Origin of the sequence: Paenibacillus sp. FSL R5-0744 (assembly GCF_037972555.1) — a bacterium.
Taxonomy (GTDB): domain Bacteria; phylum Bacillota; class Bacilli; order Paenibacillales; family Paenibacillaceae; genus Paenibacillus_AQ.
Genome location: NZ_CP150228.1, coordinates 4,205,780 through 4,230,998 on the forward strand (window position 1 = coordinate 4,205,780; position 25,219 = coordinate 4,230,998).

At 44.8% G+C, this 25,219-nt stretch carries 20 protein-coding genes; all 20 read right to left on the reverse strand.

Annotation, left to right across the window (positions count from 1 at the left end):
* Positions 1 to 112 precede the first annotated feature (112 nt).
* Complete coding sequence (locus MKY19_RS18495) at positions 113 to 1,792, reverse strand: ribonuclease J (protein ID WP_042189403.1); 1,680 nt, start codon at positions 1,790 to 1,792, stop codon at positions 113 to 115.
* 510 nt (positions 1,793 to 2,302) lie between these two features.
* On the reverse strand, positions 2,303 to 3,178 hold the full coding sequence (gene dapA / locus MKY19_RS18500; protein WP_076285437.1) for a 4-hydroxy-tetrahydrodipicolinate synthase: 876 nt from the start codon (positions 3,176 to 3,178) through the stop codon (positions 2,303 to 2,305).
* A gap of 13 nt (positions 3,179 to 3,191) precedes the next feature.
* Positions 3,192 to 4,415, reverse strand: a complete 1,224-nt coding sequence (dapG, locus tag MKY19_RS18505) for an aspartate kinase (protein WP_339265608.1) — start codon at positions 4,413 to 4,415, stop codon at positions 3,192 to 3,194.
* 355 nt (positions 4,416 to 4,770) lie between these two features.
* Positions 4,771 to 5,367: a dipicolinate synthase subunit B gene (locus tag MKY19_RS18510; protein WP_042189406.1), complete on the reverse strand. Its 597-nt coding sequence runs from the start codon at positions 5,365 to 5,367 to the stop codon at positions 4,771 to 4,773.
* A gap of 1 nt (position 5,368) precedes the next feature.
* A complete protein-coding gene (dpsA, locus tag MKY19_RS18515) occupies positions 5,369 to 6,265 on the reverse strand; it encodes a dipicolinate synthase subunit DpsA (RefSeq protein WP_339796767.1) in 897 nt (298 codons plus the stop codon).
* 195 nt (positions 6,266 to 6,460) lie between these two features.
* Positions 6,461 to 6,907 (reverse strand): dUTP diphosphatase, encoded by a 447-nt coding sequence (dut, locus tag MKY19_RS18520; protein ID WP_197071224.1) that lies wholly within the window; start codon positions 6,905 to 6,907, stop codon positions 6,461 to 6,463.
* Entirely contained in the window at positions 6,882 to 8,150 is a 1,269-nt protein-coding gene (locus MKY19_RS18525; RefSeq protein ID WP_339796770.1) for a pitrilysin family protein, read from the reverse strand. Before MKY19_RS18525 ends, dut begins: the two co-directional genes overlap by 26 nt.
* A gap of 76 nt (positions 8,151 to 8,226) precedes the next feature.
* The gene (locus MKY19_RS18530) at positions 8,227 to 9,210 is read right to left on the reverse strand and encodes a polysaccharide deacetylase family protein (RefSeq protein ID WP_339265611.1); all 984 of its coding nucleotides are present in this window, start codon (positions 9,208 to 9,210) and stop codon (positions 8,227 to 8,229) included.
* Positions 9,211 to 9,457: 247 nt separating this feature from the next.
* Complete coding sequence (gene pnp / locus MKY19_RS18535) at positions 9,458 to 11,560, reverse strand: polyribonucleotide nucleotidyltransferase (RefSeq protein ID WP_042189411.1); 2,103 nt, start codon at positions 11,558 to 11,560, stop codon at positions 9,458 to 9,460.
* Positions 11,561 to 11,951: 391 nt separating this feature from the next.
* On the reverse strand, positions 11,952 to 12,221 hold the full coding sequence (gene rpsO / locus MKY19_RS18540; RefSeq protein WP_036656390.1) for a 30S ribosomal protein S15: 270 nt from the start codon (positions 12,219 to 12,221) through the stop codon (positions 11,952 to 11,954).
* Between the two features lie 148 nt (positions 12,222 to 12,369).
* Positions 12,370 to 13,317 carry a bifunctional riboflavin kinase/FAD synthetase gene (locus MKY19_RS18545; protein WP_042189412.1) on the reverse strand — a complete coding sequence of 316 codons (948 nt, stop codon included), beginning with the start codon at positions 13,315 to 13,317 and terminating at the stop codon, positions 12,370 to 12,372.
* A gap of 37 nt (positions 13,318 to 13,354) precedes the next feature.
* Complete coding sequence (gene truB / locus MKY19_RS18550) at positions 13,355 to 14,269, reverse strand: tRNA pseudouridine(55) synthase TruB (protein ID WP_339265615.1); 915 nt, start codon at positions 14,267 to 14,269, stop codon at positions 13,355 to 13,357.
* The gene (locus MKY19_RS18555; RefSeq protein WP_339796776.1) at positions 14,266 to 15,243 is read right to left on the reverse strand and encodes a bifunctional oligoribonuclease/PAP phosphatase NrnA; all 978 of its coding nucleotides are present in this window, start codon (positions 15,241 to 15,243) and stop codon (positions 14,266 to 14,268) included. Before MKY19_RS18555 ends, truB begins: the two co-directional genes overlap by 4 nt.
* Positions 15,244 to 15,313: 70 nt before the next feature.
* Entirely contained in the window at positions 15,314 to 15,661 is a 348-nt protein-coding gene (gene rbfA / locus MKY19_RS18560) for a 30S ribosome-binding factor RbfA (RefSeq protein ID WP_042128856.1), read from the reverse strand.
* 18 nt (positions 15,662 to 15,679) lie between these two features.
* Positions 15,680 to 18,325 (reverse strand): translation initiation factor IF-2, encoded by a 2,646-nt coding sequence (gene infB, locus MKY19_RS18565; RefSeq protein ID WP_042189415.1) that lies wholly within the window; start codon positions 18,323 to 18,325, stop codon positions 15,680 to 15,682.
* Positions 18,318 to 18,641, reverse strand: coding sequence for a YlxQ family RNA-binding protein (locus MKY19_RS18570; protein ID WP_042128860.1), 324 nt, complete (start codon positions 18,639 to 18,641; stop codon positions 18,318 to 18,320). The genes infB and MKY19_RS18570 overlap by 8 nt, the downstream gene beginning before the upstream one ends.
* Positions 18,634 to 18,942 carry a YlxR family protein gene (locus MKY19_RS18575; protein ID WP_042189416.1) on the reverse strand — a complete coding sequence of 103 codons (309 nt, stop codon included), beginning with the start codon at positions 18,940 to 18,942 and terminating at the stop codon, positions 18,634 to 18,636. Before MKY19_RS18575 ends, MKY19_RS18570 begins: the two co-directional genes overlap by 8 nt.
* Positions 18,943 to 18,969: 27 nt before the next feature.
* Complete coding sequence (gene nusA, locus MKY19_RS18580) at positions 18,970 to 20,067, reverse strand: transcription termination factor NusA (RefSeq protein ID WP_042189417.1); 1,098 nt, start codon at positions 20,065 to 20,067, stop codon at positions 18,970 to 18,972.
* A 26-nt stretch (positions 20,068 to 20,093) separates the two neighbouring features.
* Positions 20,094 to 20,561: a ribosome maturation factor RimP gene (gene rimP / locus MKY19_RS18585; protein ID WP_339265618.1), complete on the reverse strand. Its 468-nt coding sequence runs from the start codon at positions 20,559 to 20,561 to the stop codon at positions 20,094 to 20,096.
* A gap of 299 nt (positions 20,562 to 20,860) precedes the next feature.
* Positions 20,861 to 25,189 (reverse strand): PolC-type DNA polymerase III, encoded by a 4,329-nt coding sequence (locus MKY19_RS18590; protein WP_339265620.1) that lies wholly within the window; start codon positions 25,187 to 25,189, stop codon positions 20,861 to 20,863.
* Between the last annotated feature and the right edge of the window lie 30 nt (positions 25,190 to 25,219).

Below are 25,219 nucleotides of genomic sequence, written 5' to 3' on the forward strand. Positions count from 1 at the left end.
ATGATGTGAATATAAACAATACAAAAACCCCTTTTCCCGTAGAAACCGTCCAATATTTCCGGGGAAAAGGGGCCAATGCCCAAACTATATATTTATTTAAGGAGAATTCTCCTTACACTTCCATGATAATTGGCAAAATCATCGGTCTACGACGCGTTTGCTCGTATAAGAAACGACCGAGTGAATCTTTTACGCTTGTTTTAAGCGATGCCCACTCATTTACTTTCTCACTCATCAGGCGCTGCAGTGTACTGGAAACAATTCGGTTCGCTTCGTCAAGCAGTCCTTCGGACTCACGAACATAAACGAAACCACGAGAAATGATGTCAGGTCCGGAGACAATTGCACCATTCTGTTTGCTTAGTGTAACCACGACAACCAAAATACCATCTTGAGACAGCAGCTTACGGTCACGCAATACAATATTACCTACATCACCTACACCCAGACCGTCAATCAATACGTTACCAGCCGTTACTTTACCAGCTTTACGAGCGGCACCGCCTTGAATTTCCACAATCTCACCGATTTCAGTGATGAAAATGTTCTGAGACTCTACGCCAACAGATTCTGCCAAAAGCGCATGTTTGCGTTGCATACGGTATTCACCGTGAATTGGAATGAAATATTTTGGTTTCATCAGGTTGAGCATAAGCTTAAGCTCTTCCTGGCTACCGTGACCGGATACGTGAACGCCAGAATTGGAACCGCTATAAATTACGTTAGCGCCAAGACGGAACAATTCATCAATGGTACGACCTACATATTTCTCGTTACCTGGTACCGGTGTTGCTGCAATAATAACAGTATCACCTGGCAAGATATCTACTTTACGATGACTGGAACGTGCCATACGGGTCAATGCGGACATTGGCTCGCCTTGGGATCCTGTGCAAAGAACAACGACACGGTTCGCTGCCATTCTGTTCATTTCTTCAGGCTCGATCAGCATACCGTCAGGTACGTTCAGATATCCAAGCTCAGAAGCGATGGATACAACGTTTACCATACTACGGCCAATTACTGTAATCTTACGACCTGTGGATTCTGCTGCATTAACCACTTGTTGAATGCGGTGCACATTGGAAGCAAAAGTTGCTACAACGACACGTTGTTCAGCTTTGCGGAAAATGTCTTCCAGAACGATACCGACATTTTTCTCAGATGGGGTAAAGCCTGGTTTCTCAGCATTTGTACTATCCGACAAAAGAGCAAGCACGCCCTTCTGACCAATTTCAGCCATCCGATGCAGATTTGCAAATTGACCGTTGACTGGAGTGTGGTCAAATTTGAAATCTCCCGTATGAACTACGTTACCTTCCGGTGTTTCTATGCATACACCGACGGAATCAGGAATACTGTGATTGGTTCTGAAGAAAGTAACTTTGAGCGAACTTCCCAGTTGAATTTCTGAATCTTCATTGATCAGAATTCGTTTGGTGTCACCCAGTAAGTTTGCTTCCTTCAATTTATTTTCTACAAGGCCTAATGTAAGTCTTGTTCCGTAAACCGGAACATTCAAATTCTTCAGGACATATGGGAGACCACCGATGTGATCCTCGTGTCCGTGGGTAAGTACAATCCCTCTTACCTTGTCACGGTTCTCTGTCAAATAAGAGATATCAGGAATTACAATATCAATACCGAGCATATCTTCTTCCGGGAACTTAAGTCCCGAATCCACGACTACAATGTCAGCTCCATATTGAATGACATACATGTTTTTCCCGATTTCTCCGACTCCGCCCAATGCGAAAATCATCAATTTATCGTTGTTGTTTTTTTTGGACAAATGAATCTAACCCTCCTATGATGTTGGACGTCATACTTTTATTGGTAAATATTGAACTTCGATTATTTCAGCGGCGCTGAACACATTCTTCAAACAGCTGATAGCTTCCTTAATTAACAAGGATATTCCTGATATCTGTAAAATGCGCAATGCGAAAGCTCCCGATTCCGGGCAGTAAAGTTCATATTGAAGCGGACAAATGCCGTCAAAATTCACCGTCGCGCCCCTCGCGCGAAGACATTTCAATCATTTACACAGACTCATCTTGGGACCTATCCTGTCTCACAATGTATACCATTGACGGAAGATTACCGCATATTTAATTTTAACCGCACCCAGTCACTTAAGATCATTATACATGATTTTTTTGGCAAAAGACAAGTCACCCTATCTCGTATCCAAATTCTTTCCTTAAATGTGACCCATTATTTTAGCAAAATATAATAAATATAAAAACCGGCTCTCCACAGGAGAAGCCGGTTTAAAGACTAGAATATCATTGTTCAGCACTTAGTGAAATAGTGCCTCGATAAAGGCCGCCTCAGCTTCAGTAGGTGAAATAAGCGGCAATCTGACGCCTCCAACAGGCAGACCTTTCAGACTTAAAGCATATTTGACCGCTGAAGGATTCGGTAAAGGTTGTGGACATTCGAACAACCCCTTGTAAATAGGGAACAATTGCCGATGGATCTCTCCCGCTCGCTGAACATTTCCTGAGGTGAATGCATAGATCATTTCTGACATCTGTGCACCAACCACATGACTAGCTACACTGATAATTCCGTATCCTCCTACGGCTAGACTAGCTAAGCCCGCAGAGTCATCACCAGTATATACACGGAAGTCATCGGAACACGCAGAAGCGATAAGTGTTACTTGATCGACAGATGCACATTCTTTTGTCGCAACAATATTCGATATTTCAGCAAGTCGAAGGGTTGTGTCCACGCTCATACTTACACCCGTGCGACCGGGAACATTATACAGCATGACTGGCAATGAAGTCTCCGTAGCAATCGCAGAAAAATGCTGATAGAGCCCTTCCTGATTAGGCTTATTGTAATAAGGAACGACCAAAAGCACGCCATCCACACCTATTTTCTCCGCTTCCTTCGTGAGGTGAATAGAGTGCTTCGTGTTATTACTGCCTGTTCCAGCAATAATTTTACAGCGACCATTCGCCTTCTCTAGTACAAAAGAAAACAGCTGCAGTTTCTCCTCATCACTTAACGTTGGGGATTCCCCAGTTGTACCACAGACAACCAATGCCTCTGATTTCTGTTCCTCAATTAAATAATCGACAAGCTGTGAAGTTACATCCCAGTTGATTTCTCCATCCCCGTCAAAGGGGGTTACCATGGCTGTTATTAATCTTCCGAAATCCACTTTGAATTCCTCCTTAGCGGTGCAATTCAAACATAGCGTGCAGCGAACGCAGGGACTGCACCATATCCTCTTTCTTCACCAGCACCCAAATCGTTGTATTCGAATCTGCGGATTGGAGAATCTGAATATTTTGTGAGCTAAGTGCCTCAACGATACGCGCCATAATACCAGGCACACCATTAATTCCGCCCCCGATAACGGAAACTTTTGCACAACCTGATAAACTCTTAGGACGCAAGCCCAATTGCTGAAGAACTGAGATGGCCTTTTCTGATTTGTCATCGAACACAGTATAAAGAGCTTCAGTAGGTGTTACATTAATAAAATCAACGCTTATTCCGTTGTCGGCCATACTTTTAAAAATTTGCAGTTGAACGCCCGTACCATTTCCATCTGGACACTCCACAGAAATCTGTGTGACGTTGCTGACATAAGCAATCCCTGTTACGAAGCGATCTACAATGCCGCCAGACTGAATGTCGTTGAATCCTTCAGGATTCGTAACCAGCGTACCTTCAGTCTCAGAAAATGTTGAACGAACGCGTACTGGAATTTGTGCCTGCATAGCAATCTCAACCGCACGTGGATGGATCACTTTTGCTCCTTGATGAGCCATATTACAAATTTCTGTATAACTAACATACGTTAGCGGTTTTGCATCTTCAACGATCCGCGGATCTGCTGTAAGAATCCCGTTAACATCTGTATAGATATCAACCATATCTGCATGAAGGGCAGCACCCAGTGCAGTCGCAGAGGTGTCACTTCCTCCACGGCCCAAAGTCGTCAAATCACCAGCTTCAGTCTGTCCTTGGAACCCGGTCACTATAACTACTTTATCTTCACGCAGTTCACGAAGAATACGTTCAGGACGTACATCTAGAATTCTTGCATTGCCATAGTTGCTATCTGTCATAAAACCAGCCTGAGCTCCCGTTAGAACCGTAGAAGCAATCCCTTCATTCTCCAGCAGGCCACAAAGTGTAGTAGCAGAGATAATCTCACCACAGCACATCAAGAGATCCTTCTCACGCTCTGGGAGTGAATCTCCATTCTGAACAGCCCAATCCAGCAGAGTATCTGTTGCATAAGGTTCTCCGCGTCTGCCCATTGCCGAAACGACAATGACCAAACTATAGCCGCTAGCGAGCTCCCGTTTGACATTACGAATGACGTGCTCTCTAGCTTGTGGTGTTGAAAGTGATGTTCCTCCGAATTTTTGTACCAGAATACCCATGTATAATTCCTCCATTATTGTCAAAGCAAACACACTAATCGTTCGTAAATAGAACTCATTTCGTCTCTAATGAGAAATTCCTTTACAGTACGTAAGCTTATTTCTTAAGTAATTTTCTTTTATTTTGAAAAATGGTTGTACCGCCCTCGAAATGAGGACGGTAGCAGTAAATCTTATATTTTTTGGTGGCAATGATCTCAGCAATGGGTTTAGCAGATCTTGGCTTTGAGCGTTAACGACCGCATCTATTGATTAAGAAGTAACTCCGACCAAGGCGGCATTTAACTTCTCATTGCTCATTTAGTGCATCTCCCCTTTTTATGTCCGCAACTAGCTCCACCGATTCCGCCCTATTCTAGACGGAATGAAACTTTTCAATAATCATCGGCTGTAGTTGTTTACCTTGCAAAGCGGCATAGCAAGCTTCTGGGATAAGATCCATACGCGCTACTAACGAATTAGGTTTGCCCTCAGGGTTATCCTGTCCGAATGGCACAAAATAAATATGTTTAGCCACTAGAAGCTTTGCAATATTTGCGGCATTAAGACCTAGGCCATCATTGGTAGATATCGCGAGAACAAGTGGACGTCCATTGCGCATCTGCGATTTTGCAGCCATGAGCACTGGACTATCGGTCATAGCATTTGCCAATTTACTCGTTGTATTTCCAGTGCAAGGTGCTATCGTCAGCACATCCAGCAGCTTGGAAGGACCCAGCGGTTCCGCTTCAACAATTGTAGAAATGATATCATTACCTGTTATATCTTTCAACTGTTTTAGCCAATTTTGCGATGTTCCAAAGCGGGTGTCGGTGCCTAGTACGGATGCTGAAACTATGGGCACTACGTTTGCTCCTCCATCTACGAAGCGTTGAATTTGCGGCATTACCTCCGCAAATGTGCAGTGAGATCCGGTAATCGCATACCCTACTGTTTTTCCGTGCCAATCCATTTTATTCGTCCCCCTTGATTAAAGCCTCGTCCGATATCGACTGAACCAGCGCATTTGCCATAATAATCCCAGCGCTTTTAGGAGCTACAATGCCAGGGAGTCCAGGTGCCAGCATCGCTTTAATTCCTCTTTTCTCAGCATAACGAAAATCACATCCACCTGGAGCAGAAGCCAGGTCGACAATTAAGCAATGCGGTGAGATACGTGAGAGTACTTGTGCGGTGATGATCATACTTGGAATCGTATTAAATATCAGATCAACATCCGGCACATGAAGCAACAGTTCACTGGTCATAAACGGCTTCCAGCCCATTTCCTCAGCACGTGCATAATGTTCCTGTTTTCTAACTCCGGCTTTAACACTAGCACCCAGTCCTTGTAGACTTCTTGCCATTGTAAAACCCGTTCTGCCCAAACCCAGTACCATCGATTTGGAACTGTGAATGGTAAAATCCGTGTTCTGTATGGCCATAACCAGTGCCCCTTCCGCTGTTGGGATGGAGTTGTAGATGGCTACATCGTCACGATTAAGCAATTCAATTAACTTTAATGAATGCTTGGCGCACATGCCGCATAAGTAGCTTTTAGCCATACCGCTATACACCAAACAATGGGGTGGCAGAGCAGCAAAATGTTCTTCCAAGAGCATCAAGCGTTCAGAAGAAAATAAAGCACTGATATTCCCTTCATCATCACAACCAACCGTAGGCAATACTAATACATCTGCATTACTAAGCAGCTCTACCGTCATCTGTTCCAGGCTCACCCCTGGGCAAGGGGCTTCCCATTTATCGAACCCGGCAGCGCTTACCGTCGCATCCAATTCCACACATTTCCGAATCACTTCAAGCTGTCTCGCGTCCCCGCCCAGGAACACGATCCTGACGCCAGTAAGCATAGGGATGACGCTCCTTTCAACATACACTATCGACTATAGAGCATCTTATGCTGGGCATTCTTAATGGGTGAAAAGCGGAGAAGAATTACCATGCAGGATTAAATATGAAACTTATAAATTGTCATATTTAAACGAAAAAAAGCTCGCGAATCACGCCAATTAGGCATAAATTCACAAGCTTTTTAATAAGTCATATTATTTGCCAGTGTGACCGAAGCCTCCGGCTCCACGTTCTGTTTCGGATAAAGCATCTACTTCAACCAAAGTGACCACTGGAACCGCTTGAAATACCATTTGGGCAATGCGCTCATTACGAGCGATAGCAAATGGCTCTTGCCCTAGATTGATCAACAACACTTTGATCTCTCCACGATAATCAGCATCAATCGTACCAGGTGTGTTCAAACACGTAATCCCATGCTTCAAGGCTAGTCCACTTCGTGGACGAATTTGAGCTTCTAATCCGTCTGGCATAGCTAATGATATGCCTGTTGGAATTAATGCACGTTCTCCAGGCGCAAGCACGACTTCGCTACCAACTGCGGCATATAGATCATACCCGGAAGCCTGTTCTGACATTTTACAAGGAAGATTAACATCCTCGTTTCCAGCTAGTTTATTGATTTGTACGTAATATGACAAGATCATCTCTCCTAACATTTGCAATAGCTTTATCTGTTGAACCTACCATCGCTAAAGAAAGCGGCTCAGCAAACATATTATCAAGCACACTGTTGATATTGTCCATCGTTACTAACTGAATCTTGGCGATCATATCGTCTAATGTGTTATGTTTTCCGAGCATAAGTTCATTTTTCCCAATCCGATTCATCCGGCTACTAGTGCTTTCCAGGCTAAGAATTAGACTACCTTTAAGCTGCTCCTTGCCTTTTCTCAGTTCATCTTCACTAAGACCCTCAGTAGCAAGCTCGTACATCATTTCCTTAATTAGCTCCGTTACATCCTTAGTTTGCTTCGGTGCTGTTCCAGCATAGACCGTGAACAAACCAGAATCCGCTTGAGAACTGTGGTATGAATATACAGAATAGGCTAGGCCACGTTTTTCACGAATCTCTTGGAACATCCGTGAGCTCATACCGCCGCCAATGGCATTATTAATAAGCACCATAGCATATTGCAATGGGTCGCCAGAGCGGACACCTGGTAAGGAAAGACAGATATGATTCTGTTCTGTTTTTTTGCGGTGAAACAACAAGTCCCCATAATAATCCGGTGGAGTCAATGGCGCAGATGTGCCATGATTAGCAAAAGAACCAAAATGCTGCTCCAGCAGCTCAATCAATCCATCGCTGATGTTCCCAGCTACACTAATTACCGTATTCTCAATCGTATACTGCTCCTTCATGTAGGCACGAAGATCATCCGGCTTCATCTCCATCAGCCGTTCCTTTAAGCCAAGGATAGAATACGCAAGCGGATGATCCTTGTAAGCAGCAGCACACATCAAATCATGCACAAGATCGTCTGGTGTATCTTCGCACATAGAAATTTCCTCAAGGATGACGTTCTTTTCTTTCTCCAGCTCTTCAGCATCCATACGTGAACGGAAAAACATATCTGCTAACACATCTACTGCGATAGGCAGATGCTCATCCAGTACTTTTGCATAATAGCAAGTATATTCCTTAGAAGTAAACGCATTTACATTGCCGCCAATAGCATCGAACTGCTCGGCAATATCCTTAGCACTATATCGGTCCGTACCTTTAAAAAGCATATGCTCTACAAAATGGGATATCCCGTTGTTTCCAGGGTGTTCATTCCGCGAACCTGTCTTCACCCATATTCCAAATGAAACGGACCGGCCGGTCGGAATTTTTTCCATCACTACTCGTAATCCATTGGATAATACTATTTTCTCCACTTCATGTCCTCCTGGCAATAGCCATGTTCTATCTAAATTAATACACGTGCCTATAATCCTACCAGAAATAGATCACTCACTCAACATCAGAGGGGATTAGACGCTCCGCTGACAGCGTTTGGCTAACTGTTCCTAGCTGTAACCCTTTTGCCTTTATCCCGCGTATCATGGCCTTCAGCGCCTTGGAGGATGAGGCAGTAGGATGCATTAGAACAAGTGTGCCGGCTTCAGCTTTGCTTGTGATTTTGGCAACTATAGATTCAGGAGAAGGATTTCGCCAATCCACCGTATCTACAGTCCAGAGTACAGTCTTTAAGCCCAAGCTGCTAGCGATTTCTACTGTCTCTTGATCGAAATCACCAGATGGAGGTGCGAACCATTTATTAGTGACTCCAAGCGATTCCTTTAGCAGCTTTTGCGTCTTCTCAATCTCAACGGTAGCCCGCGCTCGACTTAAAGTACTCATATTGGGGTGGGTATAGGCGTGATTCTCCATCTCATGACCACGCTTTAACATTTCTGTAGCAAGCTCTGGATTCTTACTCAGCCAGCTTCCATCCAGAAAAAACGTAACTTTCACGTTCTCTTCATCCAAAATATCCAGCATTGGCACGATATACTGATTCCCCCAAGCCACATTAATCATCAGTGATACCATCGGTTTCGCCGGATTTCCTCGATATATAGGTTCTGCTCCCAGTTCATTTAACGATACTTTTGGTTCGATCTGCCGATACACTAACTTTATGGGCTCTTTTGGTGCCAAAAGAGCATTCCGATAGGTACTCTCTACATCAATCTCAAGTCCGTTATAGCCCGGAATGGCTTTCCACACCCGGTCAACCACTGCATCCACTGGAGGTGCATTTAGTTTGGCCGCGGCGGTCTCAATCCTCAGACGAAGATCGTTGTTCGCCGCCTTAGGGATATCCATCCACACCGCGAGATCATCCTGCGGCTTCAATTGCGCAAGCATGTCTTTGACTGGTCCCTGTGTGCTACCAATTCCTATCACGATTGCTACACAAGCAACCACTAATGCCACTTTTTCCGTCTTCATGACGACTTCCTCCCCGGTAGAAACGAATTTCAGGTTCGTTCCACACGATTACAAAGACACTTTGTCCCAATCTATGAGACAAGGGAGGATTTTATGTCATGAACAGATACAAGACTAATAGATAGGAATGTTTGCTACAGTTTTCCAGCTTCGTTCATATAAAAAAAGAGCCAGAACGCAAATCGCTTCTGTCTCTTTTAATAATGAAATTAGATCCCTTTAGTAAAGGTTATTACTAAGATCAATCTTACGCTTTAGCTCCAGTTTCCGAAGTCAACACTGCTTTACGAGACAGGTTAACCCGACCTTGTGGATCGATCTCGGTAACTTTAACGGTAATGGTGTCACCAATAGCAACAACATCTTCTACCTTAGCTACACGCTCAGTAGACAATTGGGAAATGTGTACCAATCCGTCTTTGCCCGGAATAAGTTCAACAAATGCACCAAATTTCTCAATACGTCTAACTGTACCCACATAGATTTCTCCGACTTGTACTTCACGCACAAGACCTTCGATAATCGAACGAGCCTTTTGGATCATTTCTTCATCTGAAGAACCGATAAAGACACGGCCATCTTGTTCGATGTCGATTTTCACGCCGGTTTCTTCAATAATTTTATTGATAATCTTACCACCAGCACCGATAACATCACGGATTTTGTCCGGATTGATGTTGATAATAATGATTTTTGGAGCATATTTGGACAGATTAGGTCTTGGCGCAGAGATCGCTTCATTCATTTTGTCCAAGATGAACAGACGGCCTTCTTTAGCCTGCTGAAGTGCATCTTGAAGAATGTTGCGGTCGATACCGGCAATCTTAATGTCCATTTGAATAGCTGTAACACCTTCTGCTGTACCAGCTACCTTGAAGTCCATATCTCCGAGATGATCTTCCATACCTTGAATATCCGTCAGGATGGAGACATGATCTCCGTCTTTGATCAGACCCATTGCTACTCCGGCTACTGGTGCTTTGATTGGCACACCAGCGTCCATCATAGCCAGAATGCTGGCACAGATACTTGCCTGAGAAGTAGAACCATTAGATTCAATCGCTTCTGATACTAGACGAATCGTGTACGGGAATTCAGTTTCACTAGGAATTACCTTGGATAATGCACGTTCTCCAAGTGCTCCGTGACCGATTTCACGACGTCCTGGTGCTCTAAGCGGACGAGCTTCCCCTACGCTGAACGGAGGGAAGTTGTAATGGTGCATGAAACGTTTCGTTTCAGTAGGATCGATTCCATCGAGGATTTGTACATCACCTAGAGCTCCAAGGGTACAAACGCTAAGGATTTGTGTTTGTCCACGTGTGAACAGACCGGAACCGTGTGTACGCGGCAACAGGCTTGTATCACATTCAATCGGACGGATTTCATCAAGTTTACGTCCATCTGGACGAACCTTATCATGCGTGATTAGACGTCTCACTTCATCCTTCACGATATCATGTAGGACTTCTTTAACATCTTTCAGAAGCTCCGGTGCTTCTATGTACTTCTCTACGAAATACGCAACCGCTTCATCATTAACGACATCAATCGCTTCCTGACGAGCATGTTTTTCAGCAATTTTAACGGCTTCCACCAGACGAGCCTCAGCAAATGCACGGACCTCAGTATTCACGTCAGCATTCACAGCATGCAGCTTCACAGCCATTTTTTCTTTACCAGCCACTTTGACCAGTTCTTCAATGGTTGCAACGATCTTACGGATTTCATCATGACCGAACATAATCGCTTCGAGCATCACATCTTCCGTCACTTCGTTCGCTTCTGCTTCAACCATCATGATTGCTTCCTTCGTTCCAGCAACCACTACATAAATATCACTGATCGCTTGCTGAGCCATATCCGGATTGATCACAAATTCTCCATTAATCCGACCTACAGCAACGCCGCCGATGGGTCCATCAAAAGGCACATCGGAAATACTAAGTGCAGCTGAAGTACCGATCATAGCAGCAATATCTGGTGCGCAGTCCTGATCCACACTCATTACCATGTTCAATACCTGAACATCGTTACGGAAACCTTCAGGGAACAGTGGTCTGATTGGACGGTCAGTCAAACGGCTGGACAGAATCGCTTTCTCACTCGGTCTACCTTCCCGTTTAATAAATCCGCCCGGAATTTTACCTACCGCATATAATCTTTCCTCATAGTTAACTGTAAGCGGGAAAAAATCCAGGTCCTTCGGCTCTTTCGAAGCCGTAACGGTACATAATACCGAAGTATCCCCATAACGCACCATAACGGCTGCGTTTGCTTGTTTAGCTAGTCGGCCCGTTTCCAGCACAAGGCGTCTTCCGCCTAGCTGCATTTCTACACGTTTTTCCATAAATACCTCCTTGAATAGTAGTAGACCCGCAGTCAAATATTGCAGGTTCACATATCGATCTAATGAATCGGAAAGGCTTGTCCCCAAGCTAAAAACGCCTTCGGCGTCCTTATAAGACGGTAGCGTTTATGCGAGAATTATAAGGATAAAGTATAGCATGAAACATATACTTTCTTATAATTTAAGGTATGTAGCCTGTTCTGTATACATATAAGAAGAAACGGCTAAGTCTTACAGATGATGTAAAGTGGCCGTTTTTACGAATAATCTCATCAGTCTTGCTATAAAGTTTTCCCTAAATTTTCAAAAAGCAACCCAGCTGTCCCGCTGTCGCTCCGAGAAGGACATACGGTATACAACCAGGCTGCTTTAAGGGTTATCTTATGGAAAATTAACGACGCAATCCCAGTCTTTCGATCAGGGCGCTGTAACGTCTGATGTCTTTGTTTTTCAAATACGCCAGAAGTTTACGACGTTGTCCAACCATTTTCAACAATCCGCGACGGGAGTGATGATCTTTCTTGTGCGTACGCAAGTGGTCAGTCAAATTAACGATGTTCTCCGTTAGGATAGCAACTTGCACCTCAGGGGATCCAGTATCGGATTCGTGAGTTTTGTGCTCGTCGATCAATTGATGTTTACGTTCTTGAGTTAATGCCATCCTGTTCACCTCCTTCAATATAATCGCCATTAGCCTCGTCACCGTCGGTGAGAACGTGCAACCAAGCTAAGGTTATGGTGCTGTAAGCCAGCAACGTTTATTAGTATAGCATCTCCATTAACAAAAGTAAACGGCTTGTCCGGGATGACTATAGATTATAACCCAAAATCTTCTTCGCGGTTTCTGCATCCTCACCGATTTGAGTAATCAATGCACCAATGGATTCGAATTTTCGTTCAGGACGAATGTAAGATACTAACTCCACCTTAAGCTCTTGATCATACAAATCACCTTCGAAGTCAAACAGATGGACCTCAAAGCTTGGCGTCAATACACCCTCATGAAAGGTAGGTTTAACGCCCACATTCATGACCCCGTACAAAACTTTATCCTTATAAAAGACTCGGACCGCATATACACCTTTAGTCGGAATGACAAAATGAGCACTGAGCTTCAAATTCGCCGTTGGAAAACCAATGGTGCGACCTCTCTTCTCACCATGACCCACTTCACCACGCAGATAGTAGCAACGTCCGAACCAGGAGTTTGCCAGCTCTAAATCCCCGTTTTGGAGACTTTTACGAATGCCGGAGCTGCTGACCTTCTCACCATCTAGCAGAAAAGGGGGAGCAACCTCTACATTCATAACACCTTCACCCAGCTTGCGAAGCATTTCAACATCGCCTTCACCTTGATAACCAAAACGAAAGTCAAAGCCGACAACTGCAGTTACAATATGTAGCGGCAAAAGCATAACAGAGACAAAATTCTGTGGACTTACACGGGAAAGCTGCTCGTTAAATTCAATAACATATAAGATATCGACACCCAAACTAGCAAGAATCTCCTGCTTTTCTACGGGTGGCGTCAAATACCCTTCATAATCACCCTTACCCATAACATCTTTAGGATGTGGATGAAATGTAAGGACTGCGGCCGGCACACCTTGTTTACGGGCTAGGGCCACAGCGGATGTAATGACGCTAGCATGTCCACGATGCAATCCGTCAAACTGCCCTAGAGCAGCCACTTGAGGCTGAGCCCACTCTGCAGCAGTCTCCGGAGACATCGGATAAGTTAACGTTACGGTTCTCACGCTGTTTCTCACCTACAATTCACTTGGTAAAATTGATTTAAGCTTGTGCAAATACCTTCACTGGAGCAATTGCACCTGTATCTTCCAATTCATAAATGCCAAGAAATCCACCTTGAAGATCGTATAGCCGAAATTGACTGTTCGTCTTCACCTCTGGAGCTATAAATCGTGAGGACAAACGCTGCCCCTGCAAAGCTGCCTTCTTTTTCTCATCCATTACAGTGTGCTTTGGCATATGAGAAATGGCTTCGTCTGCAGCGATTAAATGATCTTCCAATGTTCCGGCTTCCTTGTGAGTCGCAATATCCTCTAGCGTAAGACAATGACTGGCAGAAATCCCTGCCGACATCGTTCTCTCTAGTTTCACCATCACACCCGGCAGTCCAAGTGCTCGTCCGATATCGACACAGAGCGTACGAATGTACGTCCCCTTAGAGCAAAGCACCCGGAATGTGATATCGGGATGATTGCCTTCCCAAGTCATATCCGTCATTTCAATTTCATAAATCTCTACTTCACGGCTTTTACGTTCAACGGTTTTACCTTCTCTTGCTAACTCATAAAGACGTTTGCCGTCAACTTTAACCGCAGAATACATCGGTGGAACCTGAGAAATAACCCCTTTAAATGAAGCGAGCACTGATAGAATCTCTTCTTCAGATACATGCACCTCATCTACAGTTTCTATAATAGTCCCAGTTAAGTCCTCAGTATCACTGGACATCCCTAGTCTCAGTGTTGCCACATATTCTTTAGGCAACTCCTGAATATACTCCACGACACGAGTAGCACGGCCCAGACAAAGTGGCAGCACACCTGTTACCTGTGGATCAAGCGTTCCCGTATGTCCGATCCGTTTCATGCCGAGAATACGACGCGCCTTGGCCACAACATCATGTGAAGTGAACCCGGCTGGCTTGTAAACCGCCAGTACACCTTCTAATTCACTCATAAATGACGTCTTACCTCCTCAAGCACCTGCGATATTGCCGTTTCGAGTGTAGCTTCTATACGCGCACCTGCAGCACGGGTATGACCGCCACCTCCAAACGTTTGCGCTAGCTCAGCCACGTCGACCTTACCCGCAGAACGCAAACTAACTTTAACCGCATGTTCATGAATGACTTTGAACAGAATCCCTACTTCCACACCTCTAATATTGCGAGGGTAGTTCACGAGACCTTCTAAATCTTCATTAGCAGCAGCACTCTCAATCATATCCTCCGGTGTAACATAGAGCCAGGCAATATCCCCTTCGGGTGATAATTGAAGAGTATTTAACGCTTTATTTAAAATTTTAATCTGCGGCAATGTCATTTCTTCAAGTAATGTCTCAGCCAGTTCAGGACCGTTAACGCCATAAGAAAGCAGTTCAGATACGGCTGCCATTACTTTTGGTGATGTGTTGGTATATCGAAATCCACCAGTATCTGTCAAAAGACCTGTGTATAAAGCTGTGGCGATATCAATGTCCCATTCAATATCGAACGTCTTCAGCAGATCGAACAAAATTTCCGCAGTCGCAGCAGCATCCGGTTTGATTAAATTCACAAGTCCATAACCGTTGTTAGTGGGATGATGGTCAATGTTCAGGATTAGAGCATCCTTCGCAAAATAGCGATGAGTCAGTCCTACTCGCTGAAAATCAGCACAATCCACACAGATCACATTGCTGTATTGACGGGGCGGCTCACTAGAGGCCATATTGATGATTTCATCCGAATGCCATAAATATTCCATCCGCTTCGGTATCGGTCCTTCATTCAGCATAGTGTATTTTTTGCCCAGACATGAGAGAAGCCAGCCCACCGCTAGGGTGGAGCTGACTGCATCTCCGTCCGGCTGAACATGCGACACTACAAGGTAATCGTCGTGTTCCAGCAGAAACTCACGGGTCTGCTGGAGACTTTGTTCATAGCTCTGCATTCGCCGTCTCCTTTATAAAGGTTGTTCAAAATAGCCTTGAGCTATTTTGAACTCCTTTTAGTACCTATTTCTAATCGTTCTTATGAAGCTCTCCAAGAAGTTTCTCAATGTGACTGCCATAAGCGACAGATTCATCGATCTTGAAGATCAGTTCCGGTGTATGCCGAAGGCGAATCGCCTTGCCAAGCTCGGAGCGAAGAAAACCATTAGCTTTCTCAATCGCTTTAAGGGAGCCTGACTTCTGCTCTTCATCCCCGAACACGCTTAGGTATACTTTCGCTTGCGACAGATCGTTAGTCACGTCTACGCCAGTTACAGTTACAAAACCGATTCGAGGATCTTTCAGTCCGCTTTGGATAAGTTGACTAAGCTCTTTCTTGATCTGCTCGCCCACTCGTCCTGCTCTAATTTTAGACATCTATATTCACCTCTTCGCTTAGCGCTCTACAGTTTCCATAAGAAACGCTTCGATAATGTCGCCCTCTTGGACGTCATTATAGCGTTCCAAAGTTATGCCGCATTCATAACCTTGCGCCACTTCTTTGGCATCATCTTTAAAGCGTTTCAAGGTATCAACTTTACCTGTAAATACAACGATTCCGCTACGGATCAAGCGCATTTCAGCATTACGGGTAATTTTACCATCAATTACCATACAACCTGCAATGGTACCCACTTTACTGATTTTGAAGACGCTACGTACTTCAGCGTGACCGATAACGTTCTCTTTATAGATAGGATCAAGCATACCCTTCATTGCACTTTCGATTTCCTCGATTACATTGTAGATGATGTTATGGAGACGAACATCTACTTTTTCTTGTTCAGCAGCTGCCTTGGTCTGAGCGTCCGGACGAACGTTAAAGCCAATAACAATAGCATTAGATGCTGCTGCAAGTGTAATATCGGATTCCGTAATGGCACCAGCACCGCTGTGAATGATCTTCACGCGGACGCCTTCCACTTCGATCTTAGCCAGGGAACCTTTAAGTGCCTCGACTGAACCTTGTACGTCAGCTTTAATGATAACGTTAAGGTCTTTGATCTCGCCGTCTTTAATGTGCTGGAACAAATCATCCAATGTTACACGGGTGTTCGTATTCAGCTCAGATTGACGTTGGGATGTGGAACGTCTATCAGCAATCGCACGGGCCTTACGCTCGTCTTCGAAAGCCATAAACGGATCGCCAGCTTGTGGTACCTCAGTCAAACCAGTAATTTCTACTGGAGTGGAAGGTCCAGCTTCCTTGATCTTACGTCCTTTATCATTAACCATCGCACGTACACGTCCGAAGCAGTTACCTGCTACAAATGCATCGCCGACTTTCAATGTACCGTTCTGTACCAGAACACGTGCAACTGGTCCACGATTCTTATCAAGCTCAGCTTCTATAACCGTACCGCGTGCCCGTTTGTCAGGGTTCGCTTTGTACTCATTTACTTCAGCAACGAGCAGAATCATTTCCAGCAGTTCTTCCAAGTTAATACGTTGTTTTGCAGAAAGGTTAACGAAGATGGTATCTCCGCCCCACTCTTCAGGAACGAGTTCATAGCTTGTAAGCTCTTGCTTCACTTTGTCAGGATCTGCACCCGGCTTGTCGATTTTATTAACAGCGACAATAATCGGAAGTCCAGCAGCCTTAGCGTGTGCAATAGCTTCAACGGTCTGAGGCATAACACCGTCATCAGCAGCAACTACGATAATAGTCATATCTGTTACCTGTGCACCACGAGCACGCATAGCAGTAAATGCTTCGTGACCAGGTGTATCTAGGAACGTGATTTTCTTCTGGTTGATTTCAACTTGATAAGCACCGATATGCTGTGTGATTCCGCCTGCTTCGCCTAGAGATACACTCGTCGAACGAATGGCATCCAGCAAAGTAGTTTTACCGTGGTCAACGTGACCCATGATCGTAACTACTGGAGGACGTGACTGAAGTTCTTCTTCAGCATCATTCTCTTCCACAGTTTCAAAGCTATCCTCATCAACAGGAATCTTCACTTCTACTTCTACGCCGAATTCAGCAGCGAGTAGCAGGATGGTGTCGATATCCAGCTCTTGGTTGATGGTTGCCATAACACCCATAGAGATCAGCTTCTTAATTACTTCAGAAGCGTCTTTATGAAGCAATTTTGCTGTTTCACCAACAGTCATGCTACCACGAACGATAATCTTCTTAGGTGTGTTATCGATCTTCTCACGGTGAACCATTGGCTGATTCTTGCCGCGGCCATTCTTACCACCACGACCGCGGTAGTTACCGCCTTTGCCATCATCAAACCGTCTATTGTTCGTATTTGGTCTACCACCAGTTGTGTTCTTCTTAGGACCTCTGTCGTCACCGCGTGTGAAGCCACCGCCAGTGCCAGATTGACCTTGTGGGCGGCTGTCAGTGCGAGGTGCACTGCTTTGTCCTTGCGGACGACTGCCAGTATTGCTTCCTTGTGGACGGCTACCACCGGTATTACTACCTTGCGGACGGCTGCCACCAGTGCTACTACCTTGCGGACGGCTACCACCGGTACTGCTACCTTGTGGACGGCTGCCAGTATTACTTCCTTGCGGACGGCTGCCACCAGTGTTGCTACCTTGTGGACGATTGCCGCCTGTGCTACTTCCTTGCGGACGGCTTCCGCTAGTACTGTTAGTACGTGGAGCTCCGCTTTGTTGCGGACGTGCATTCTGCGTTGAACCTGTTGTTGTTCTGCGGGAATCTTGTCCGCTTTGGGGCCTTGGGGACGTCGTCGATTGGTTGTTGTTTTGGTTACTGTTCATACCTACCTGCTTTTCCTGTTGATTTTTGTTGGCATTCTGAGCACTTTGGGGTTCGGCAGTTACCGCACCGGTTGTCACCGGACGGCTGCTAGAGCTGGTATCCCGTTTGGCTGCAGCGTTCGACTTGATATCCTTGAAGAATTGCTCTACTTTGTTCACGGAACCGTTCTCCATGACACTCATATGATTATTCACAGGGACATTCAAACGCTTCAGAATTGTAATAATTTCTTTACTGCTCATGTTTAGTGACTTGGCGTATTCGTACACGCGCAATTTATCTTTGTTCTCTTCTTTAGTCAATAAATCCACCTCCGACAGTATCTCCGAGTTGCTTGGAGATCATTTCCGCGAATCCTTTATCCGTAATGGCCAGTACTACACGCTGGTCTTTACCAATACTTGCACCGAGGCTGTCTCGGTGAAATGCGATTACTAGTGGAATATCGTAGGTTCCGCATTTATCACGGAACTTTTTTTGGGTATTATCTGAAGCGTCACCTGCCAGAACGACCAGCTTCGCCTCTGAAGACCGTACAGCTTTGAGTACAGCCTCATCGCCGGTGACTATCTTGCCTGCTCTCATGGCAAGCCCTAAATAAGAAAGCGCCTTACTCATTATCCTCACTATCCTTTGCTGCTAGAAACTGCTCTTCCACGGAAGTAAACTCCCGGGCAAGCTGGTCATAGATTTCAGGACTCACTTGACATTTCAAAGCGCGGTCAAGTGCTTTATTCTTCTGTGCCAGCTTAAAGCATTCAAGCTTGCCGCATATGTAAGCACCACGGCCTGACTTTTTACCTGTCAGATCAATCAGTACTTCGCCCTCGGGCGTTCTAACCACTCGAATCAGCTCTTTTTTCGGCATCATCTCTTGGGTAGCAACGCATTTGCGCAGCGGCACCTTTCTTTGTTTCATACATACGCCTCCCGTCAAGCAGGTTAATTAATCAATGGAGACGGAATCCTGATGCATTTCATCAATAGAAGTTCTCGGTCTACCGTATTCCTGCTCCGCTTGACTTTCACTCTTGATATCAATTTTCCAGCCGGTAAGCTTAGCGGCAAGACGTGCATTTTGCCCTTTAATACCGATAGCCAGTGATAATTGATAATCAGGAACGATCACCCGTGCCATTTTCTCTGCTTCAAAGACTTGAACTTCAAGCACCTTAGAAGGGCTGAGTGCATTAGCGACATACTCCTGCACCAGATCAGAGTAACGGACGATATCGATCTTCTCGCCACGAAGCTCAGTAACGATGGTTTGAACGCGTGTTCCTCTTGGGCCTACGCAAGAACCAACTGGATCCACTTCCGGATTGCGGGAATACACAGCAATCTTCGAACGGAAGCCAGCTTCACGAGCTACGGAACGAATTTCAACTACACCATCAAAAATTTCCGGAACTTCTAGTTCGAACAGACGCTTCAGCAATCCGGGATGACTGCGGGACAGCATAATTTGCGGTCCTTTAGTGGTGTTCTCAACTTTAGTGATATAAGCCTTGATACGCTCGCTTTGTTTAAACTTCTCACCTGGCATCAATTCACTAAGCGGCAAGACCGCTTCGATTTTACCAAGATCAATGTAAATGTTCCGCATATCTTGACGTTGTACAAGTCCTGTTACAATATCATCTTCTTTGTCAATAAAGGCATTATAGATGAGTCCACGCTCTGCTTCGCGAATCCGTTGTGTTACAACCTGCTTTGCAGTCTGTGCAGCAATACGCCCGAAATCACGTGGTGTTACTTCAAGCTCAGCAATGTCTTCAAGCTGGAAATGCGGGTTAATTTCTCTGGCTGCCGGCAATGAGATTTCAGTCCTTGTATCCAGGACCTCTTCAACAATTAGCTTGCGGGCAAACACTTTAATGACACCTGTGTTGCGGTTCATGTCAACACGCACGTTCTGTGCTGCATTGAAATTACGTTTATAACTAGAGATCAGCGCCGCTTCGATCGCTTCGAACAGCACATCTTTACTGATGCCTCTCTCCCTTTCCAGCTCATTCATTGCTTCAATAAACTCCATACTCATGAATTTCCGGCCCCCCTTTCAAGACGTTAAAAAATAATGGCCAATCTCGCGCTTGCGACTTTGGCGTACGGTACTACATGTTGTTTTTTGCCCGCGGAGATGAGCAGTTCCTCGTTCTCGAACGAGAGCAAACGACCTTCAAATTCTTTGAGTCCTTGAATCGGCTCATAAACAGTCACATACACGTCCTTACCTACCGCTTTAGCTACATCCGCAGCTTTTTTGAGAGGACGCTCTGCTCCCGGTGAGGAAACCTCAAGGAAATATGCCTCAGGGATAGGATCATTCTCATCCAACTGCTGACTGAAATATTCGCTAATGCTTCCGCAGTCATCAATATCAATGCCGCCTTCTTTATCTACGAATATACGCAGAAACCAATTGGAGCCTTCCTTCACGTATTCAACGTCCACCAGTTCGAAACCATTGTCGTCGAGATAGGGCCCGAGCATCTGCTCTACCGTTTGTTTAATTTTAGATTTGGGTGTGCTCAAAAGAAAATTACCTCCACGAACTTGTCTTTTGCTATATACCAAAGATAAAGAGTGGGTTTCCCCACTCTTTACACAACGGACTTATCTCATTATTACCAAAGAAATTATACCATAGTGAGTCTGGACTGACAAGTGCTAGCCCTTGACTCCCCCTTTGGAGCTCTCTTTTCCAGAAATACAAGAAAGTATAAGTTTCACGCCATCCTATACGTTTTGTATTTCTCGCAGAAACGGGTACCGTCCCAAAAAGGACGGTAAAGACGTTTCTGCTTACCATGAAATAAGTGTTGTTAAAGCCTTTAAAATAGGGAAAGTTGATTGCTCTCCGGTAAGCCGCGGAAGCAGCCCATATTGGTTAGCAGCTCAATAACTGTCTTACTCGCCTTGGATTTTTGCTGGAAATCCTCAATAGAAAGGAATTCCCCGGCATCTTTCGCAGCGGCAATGTTGATAGCAGCATTCTCACCAATTCCCGCTAATGCGGAAAACGGAGGAATCAAACTCTTGTCATCAACAATAAACTTATTCGCTTCCGAACGGTAAAGATCAATGTTTTTGAATGTAAACCCACGTGCCGTCATCTCCAAAGCCATCTCAAGGACAGGCAACATAGCCTTTTCCTTAGGCAAAGCTTGAAATCCTTTTTGCTCAATTTCTACGATCTGACGGTTGATCGCTTCATATCCCTTACAGCACAATTCAATATCAAAATCTGCTGCACGTACAGAGAAATAAGTCGCATAATATTCAATAGGATGATACAGCTTGAAGTAGGCGGTACGTACTGCAGAAATTACGTATGCAGCAGCATGCGCCTTCGGGAACATGTATTGAATCTTCAGACAAGAATCAATATACCATTGTGGAACCTTGCACTTTTTCATTTCCTCGATCCATTCGTCAGATAAACCTTTACCTTTACGAACACTCTCGGTAATTTTAAAGGCCAAGCTCGCATCCATTCCCGCTTTATAAATTAAGAAGAGCATGATGTCATCCCGACAACCGATAACGGTCTTAATGTTACAAGTGTTATTCTTTATAAGCTCTTGCGCGTTACCAAGCCAAACTCCAGTACCATGAGACAAACCTGATATTTGCAGTAAGTCAGCAAAGCTGGACGGTTTCGACTCAATAAGCATTTGACGTACGAACTTGGTACCCATTTCGGGCACACCATAGGTCGCAACCGGTGATCTGATTTCGTCAGGTCTCACTCCAAGCGCATCTGTAGAGTTAAACATGCTCATTACTTTCGGATCATTCATCGGGATAGAAGTTGGATCAACACCTGTCAAATCCTGCAGCATCCGCATCATCGTCGGATCATCATGACCCAGAATATCAAGCTTCAGCAAATTCGCGTCAAAAGCGTGATAATCAAAGTGTGTGGTCTTCCATTCGGCATTGACATCATCCGCCGGGAATTGTACTGGCGTAATATCTTCTACCTCCATATAGTCTGGAACAACGACTATACCACCCGGATGCTGTCCCGTACTACGTTTAACGCCTGTACAGCCGGCCGCCAGACGGCCAACTTCAGCTCCACGCCAACGTTTCTGGTGAAGTTCTTCGTATTTTTTTGCAAATCCGAAGGCTGTCTTCTCGGCTACGGTACCAATCGTTCCGGCACGGAATACATTTTTCTCACCAAACATTTCTTTGGTAAAGTTATGTGCATTCGGCTGATATTCCCCTGAGAAGTTCAAGTCGATATCGGGAACTTTATCCCCTTTAAATCCAAGGAAGGTCTCGAACGGAATATCCTGGCCTTCACCTTTGAGCTTCTGACCGCAATCCGGGCAGACTTTATCTGGTAAATCGAATCCGCTCCGCACACTACCGTCCAGGAACCATTCACTATGGCGACACTCGGGGTTTAGGCAAATATAATGCGCAGGCAAAGGATTAACTTCTGAAATTCCAAGAAATGTAGCTACTACAGAAGAGCCTACAGAACCCCGCGAACCTACGAGATATCCATCTCGATTTGATTTTTTAACGAGACGTTCAGAAATCAAATAGTTGGCAGAGAACCCGAATTTAATAATCGGTGCAAGCTCTTTCTCCAAACGGGCAATAACTACTTCAGGTAATTCTTCGCCATAAATGGATTTGGCAGTGTTATAACAGGTCTCGCGAATTTCTTCGTCCGCCCCTTCAAGAATTGGTGTAAATAGCTTGTCTGGAAATAGCTCCAGTTCTTCAAAACGTTCTGCCAGCTCAACTGTATTCGTAACCACGACTTCCATCGCTTTTTCAGCACCGAGAAATTCGAATTCAGACAGCATTTCATCCGTTGTGCGGAAGTGTGCATCCGGTTTGCGTTGGTCTTTAAGCGGACTAAAGCCTGTGATCCCATTAATCGTAATATCACGATACAGCTTGTCCCGGGGTTCAAGATAATGCACATTCCCCGTTGCGATAACAGGTTTATTTAACTGTTCCCCTATTTCGCAAACCTTGCGGACTACATCGCGAAGCTCATCAGGGCCTGCTACAAAGCCCTTGTCCACCAAGTGCATGTACATGGTCAATGGCTGAATCTCCAGCACATCATAAAAATGAGCAACCTCCATGGCTTCCTCAGTCGTTTTGTTGAGTACTGCTTCAAAAAACTCTCCACGTTCACAACCGGAAATCACGAGCAGTCCATCTCTATGCTCTTCCAGCTTGGATTTCGGAATACAAGGTACACGTTTGAAATATTCCGTATGTGACATGGAAATGAGCTTATAGAGATTTTTTTTGCCTACTTGATTAAGTGCATAAATATTACAGTGGAATGGTCTTGTGTTCGAAAGATCATTACCCACATAATCGTTTAGTCGATCAAGGCGGGTCATGCCCTTCATCTTTTCAGCATCTGCGAGCAATCCTGTTAATATACCGCCGAGTGCTATGGTATCATCAATCGCACGGTGATGGCTTTCCAGAAGAACTTTATATTTATCGGCTAATGTGTTCAGCCTGTGATTCTTCATGCTTGGATATAGTAACCGAGCGAGCTCAAGCGTATCAAGAGATGGATTCGAAAGCACAGGTTCACCTATTTTACGTAACGAGGCCTGAATAAAACCCATATCAAATCTGGCGTTATGAGCAACAAGGATACTGTCACCCACAAATTCAACAAACTTACGCAGCACTGGCTCAAGATCAGGAGCATCCTTAACCATTTCATCCGTAATATTGGTCAATTGCTGAATATGATAAGGGATCTTCTCATGCGGATTAACAAAAGTAGAATAACGGTCTACTTCTTTACCCTCACACATTTTAATGGCCGCCAGCTCCGTAATATTATTGCGGGTAATCGATAACCCCGTGGTCTCTATATCAAACACTACATAGGTAGCTGTCTTCAAGTCCAAAGGCTGAGCATTCTCGACAATATTCACAGAGTCATTCACAACATTGGCTTCCACGCCATAAATCATTTTTATCTTATGCTTATGAGCTGCATGGTTCGCATCAGGAAAAGCCTGAACTCCGCCATGATCAGAAATAGCAATCGCAGGATGCCCCCACTGGGCAGCTGTTTTGACATAGGTAGTGATCGGAGTGACCGCATCCATCGTACTCATCGTAGTGTGAAGGTGGAATTCCACCCGTTTCTTAGGAGCCGTATCTTTACGCGCAGGCGGTGCCTTAACTTCCGTTAAATCCGAAGGGATCATCACGAGCTCAGGAATCTGCATAAAACGGTCATATTCAACTTTTCCGCGTGCTCTTACCCATTTACCGTTTGCTAGCTGACTCATAACCTTCAGATCATCTTTAGTCTTCGCGAACATCTTCATTTGTAGAGAATCCGTGAAATCGGTCAAACTGAAGGTGAACAAAGTACTGCCATTGCGAAGTTCCTTACGATCCAGACCAAAAATAGTACCCTGAATTGTAATTTTCTTCTCTTCATCTTGAATTTCAAGAATCGGCACGGCCTGTTCCTTAATTTCATACCCCACTTGAAGCTTAATTACTTCATTAGGATCGCTATCATCAGCAGGAGCTTCTGTTTCTACAGCAGTCATCATCTGCTCAACGATCTCGCGTTGTTCTTGCTGAAGCTTTTGCTGAAATTCTTCGTATGCTTCAACATTATTATTTTCGTTCTCTGCCATTAGCACTTTAACTTTTAAGGAGAGACCGAAATACTTATCATAAAATTTAATAATTGCCCCATCGATGCCTTTTTTACGAGCCAGCTCCATAGAAGTGGAGTCACTCATCGTCAGCATTAAAGTGTCATCTTTAAGCTCTTGGGTAGAACGTGTCAGCCAGCCATTAACCGAAGGGATCTCGCGAGTCACCCACTCCAGAAACAATCCCCAATATTCTTGGACTAGCTCTGCTCTACTAACTTTTTGATCATAAACGAATAAAAAGCTTACTTTGGCTATATGCTGTAGCTTCTCGCGCATTCTGAGGCAAAATGTCCGGTATACCTGCGCTGGAACCAGACTTTCTTTCGCAATCACAATTTGCCAGTCTCGGTTACCACGGCTGATCTCTACACGCTCTATATATCCATCTAAAAAGTAGGGATCCATAATTGCAGGTGGAATTTCACCTTGCTTCATCAAGAGCTCGAATCTTTTTCTTCTCTCCTGGTTTTGTTCCATGCTTTCCTCCCACCTTTGATAACTCCGTAA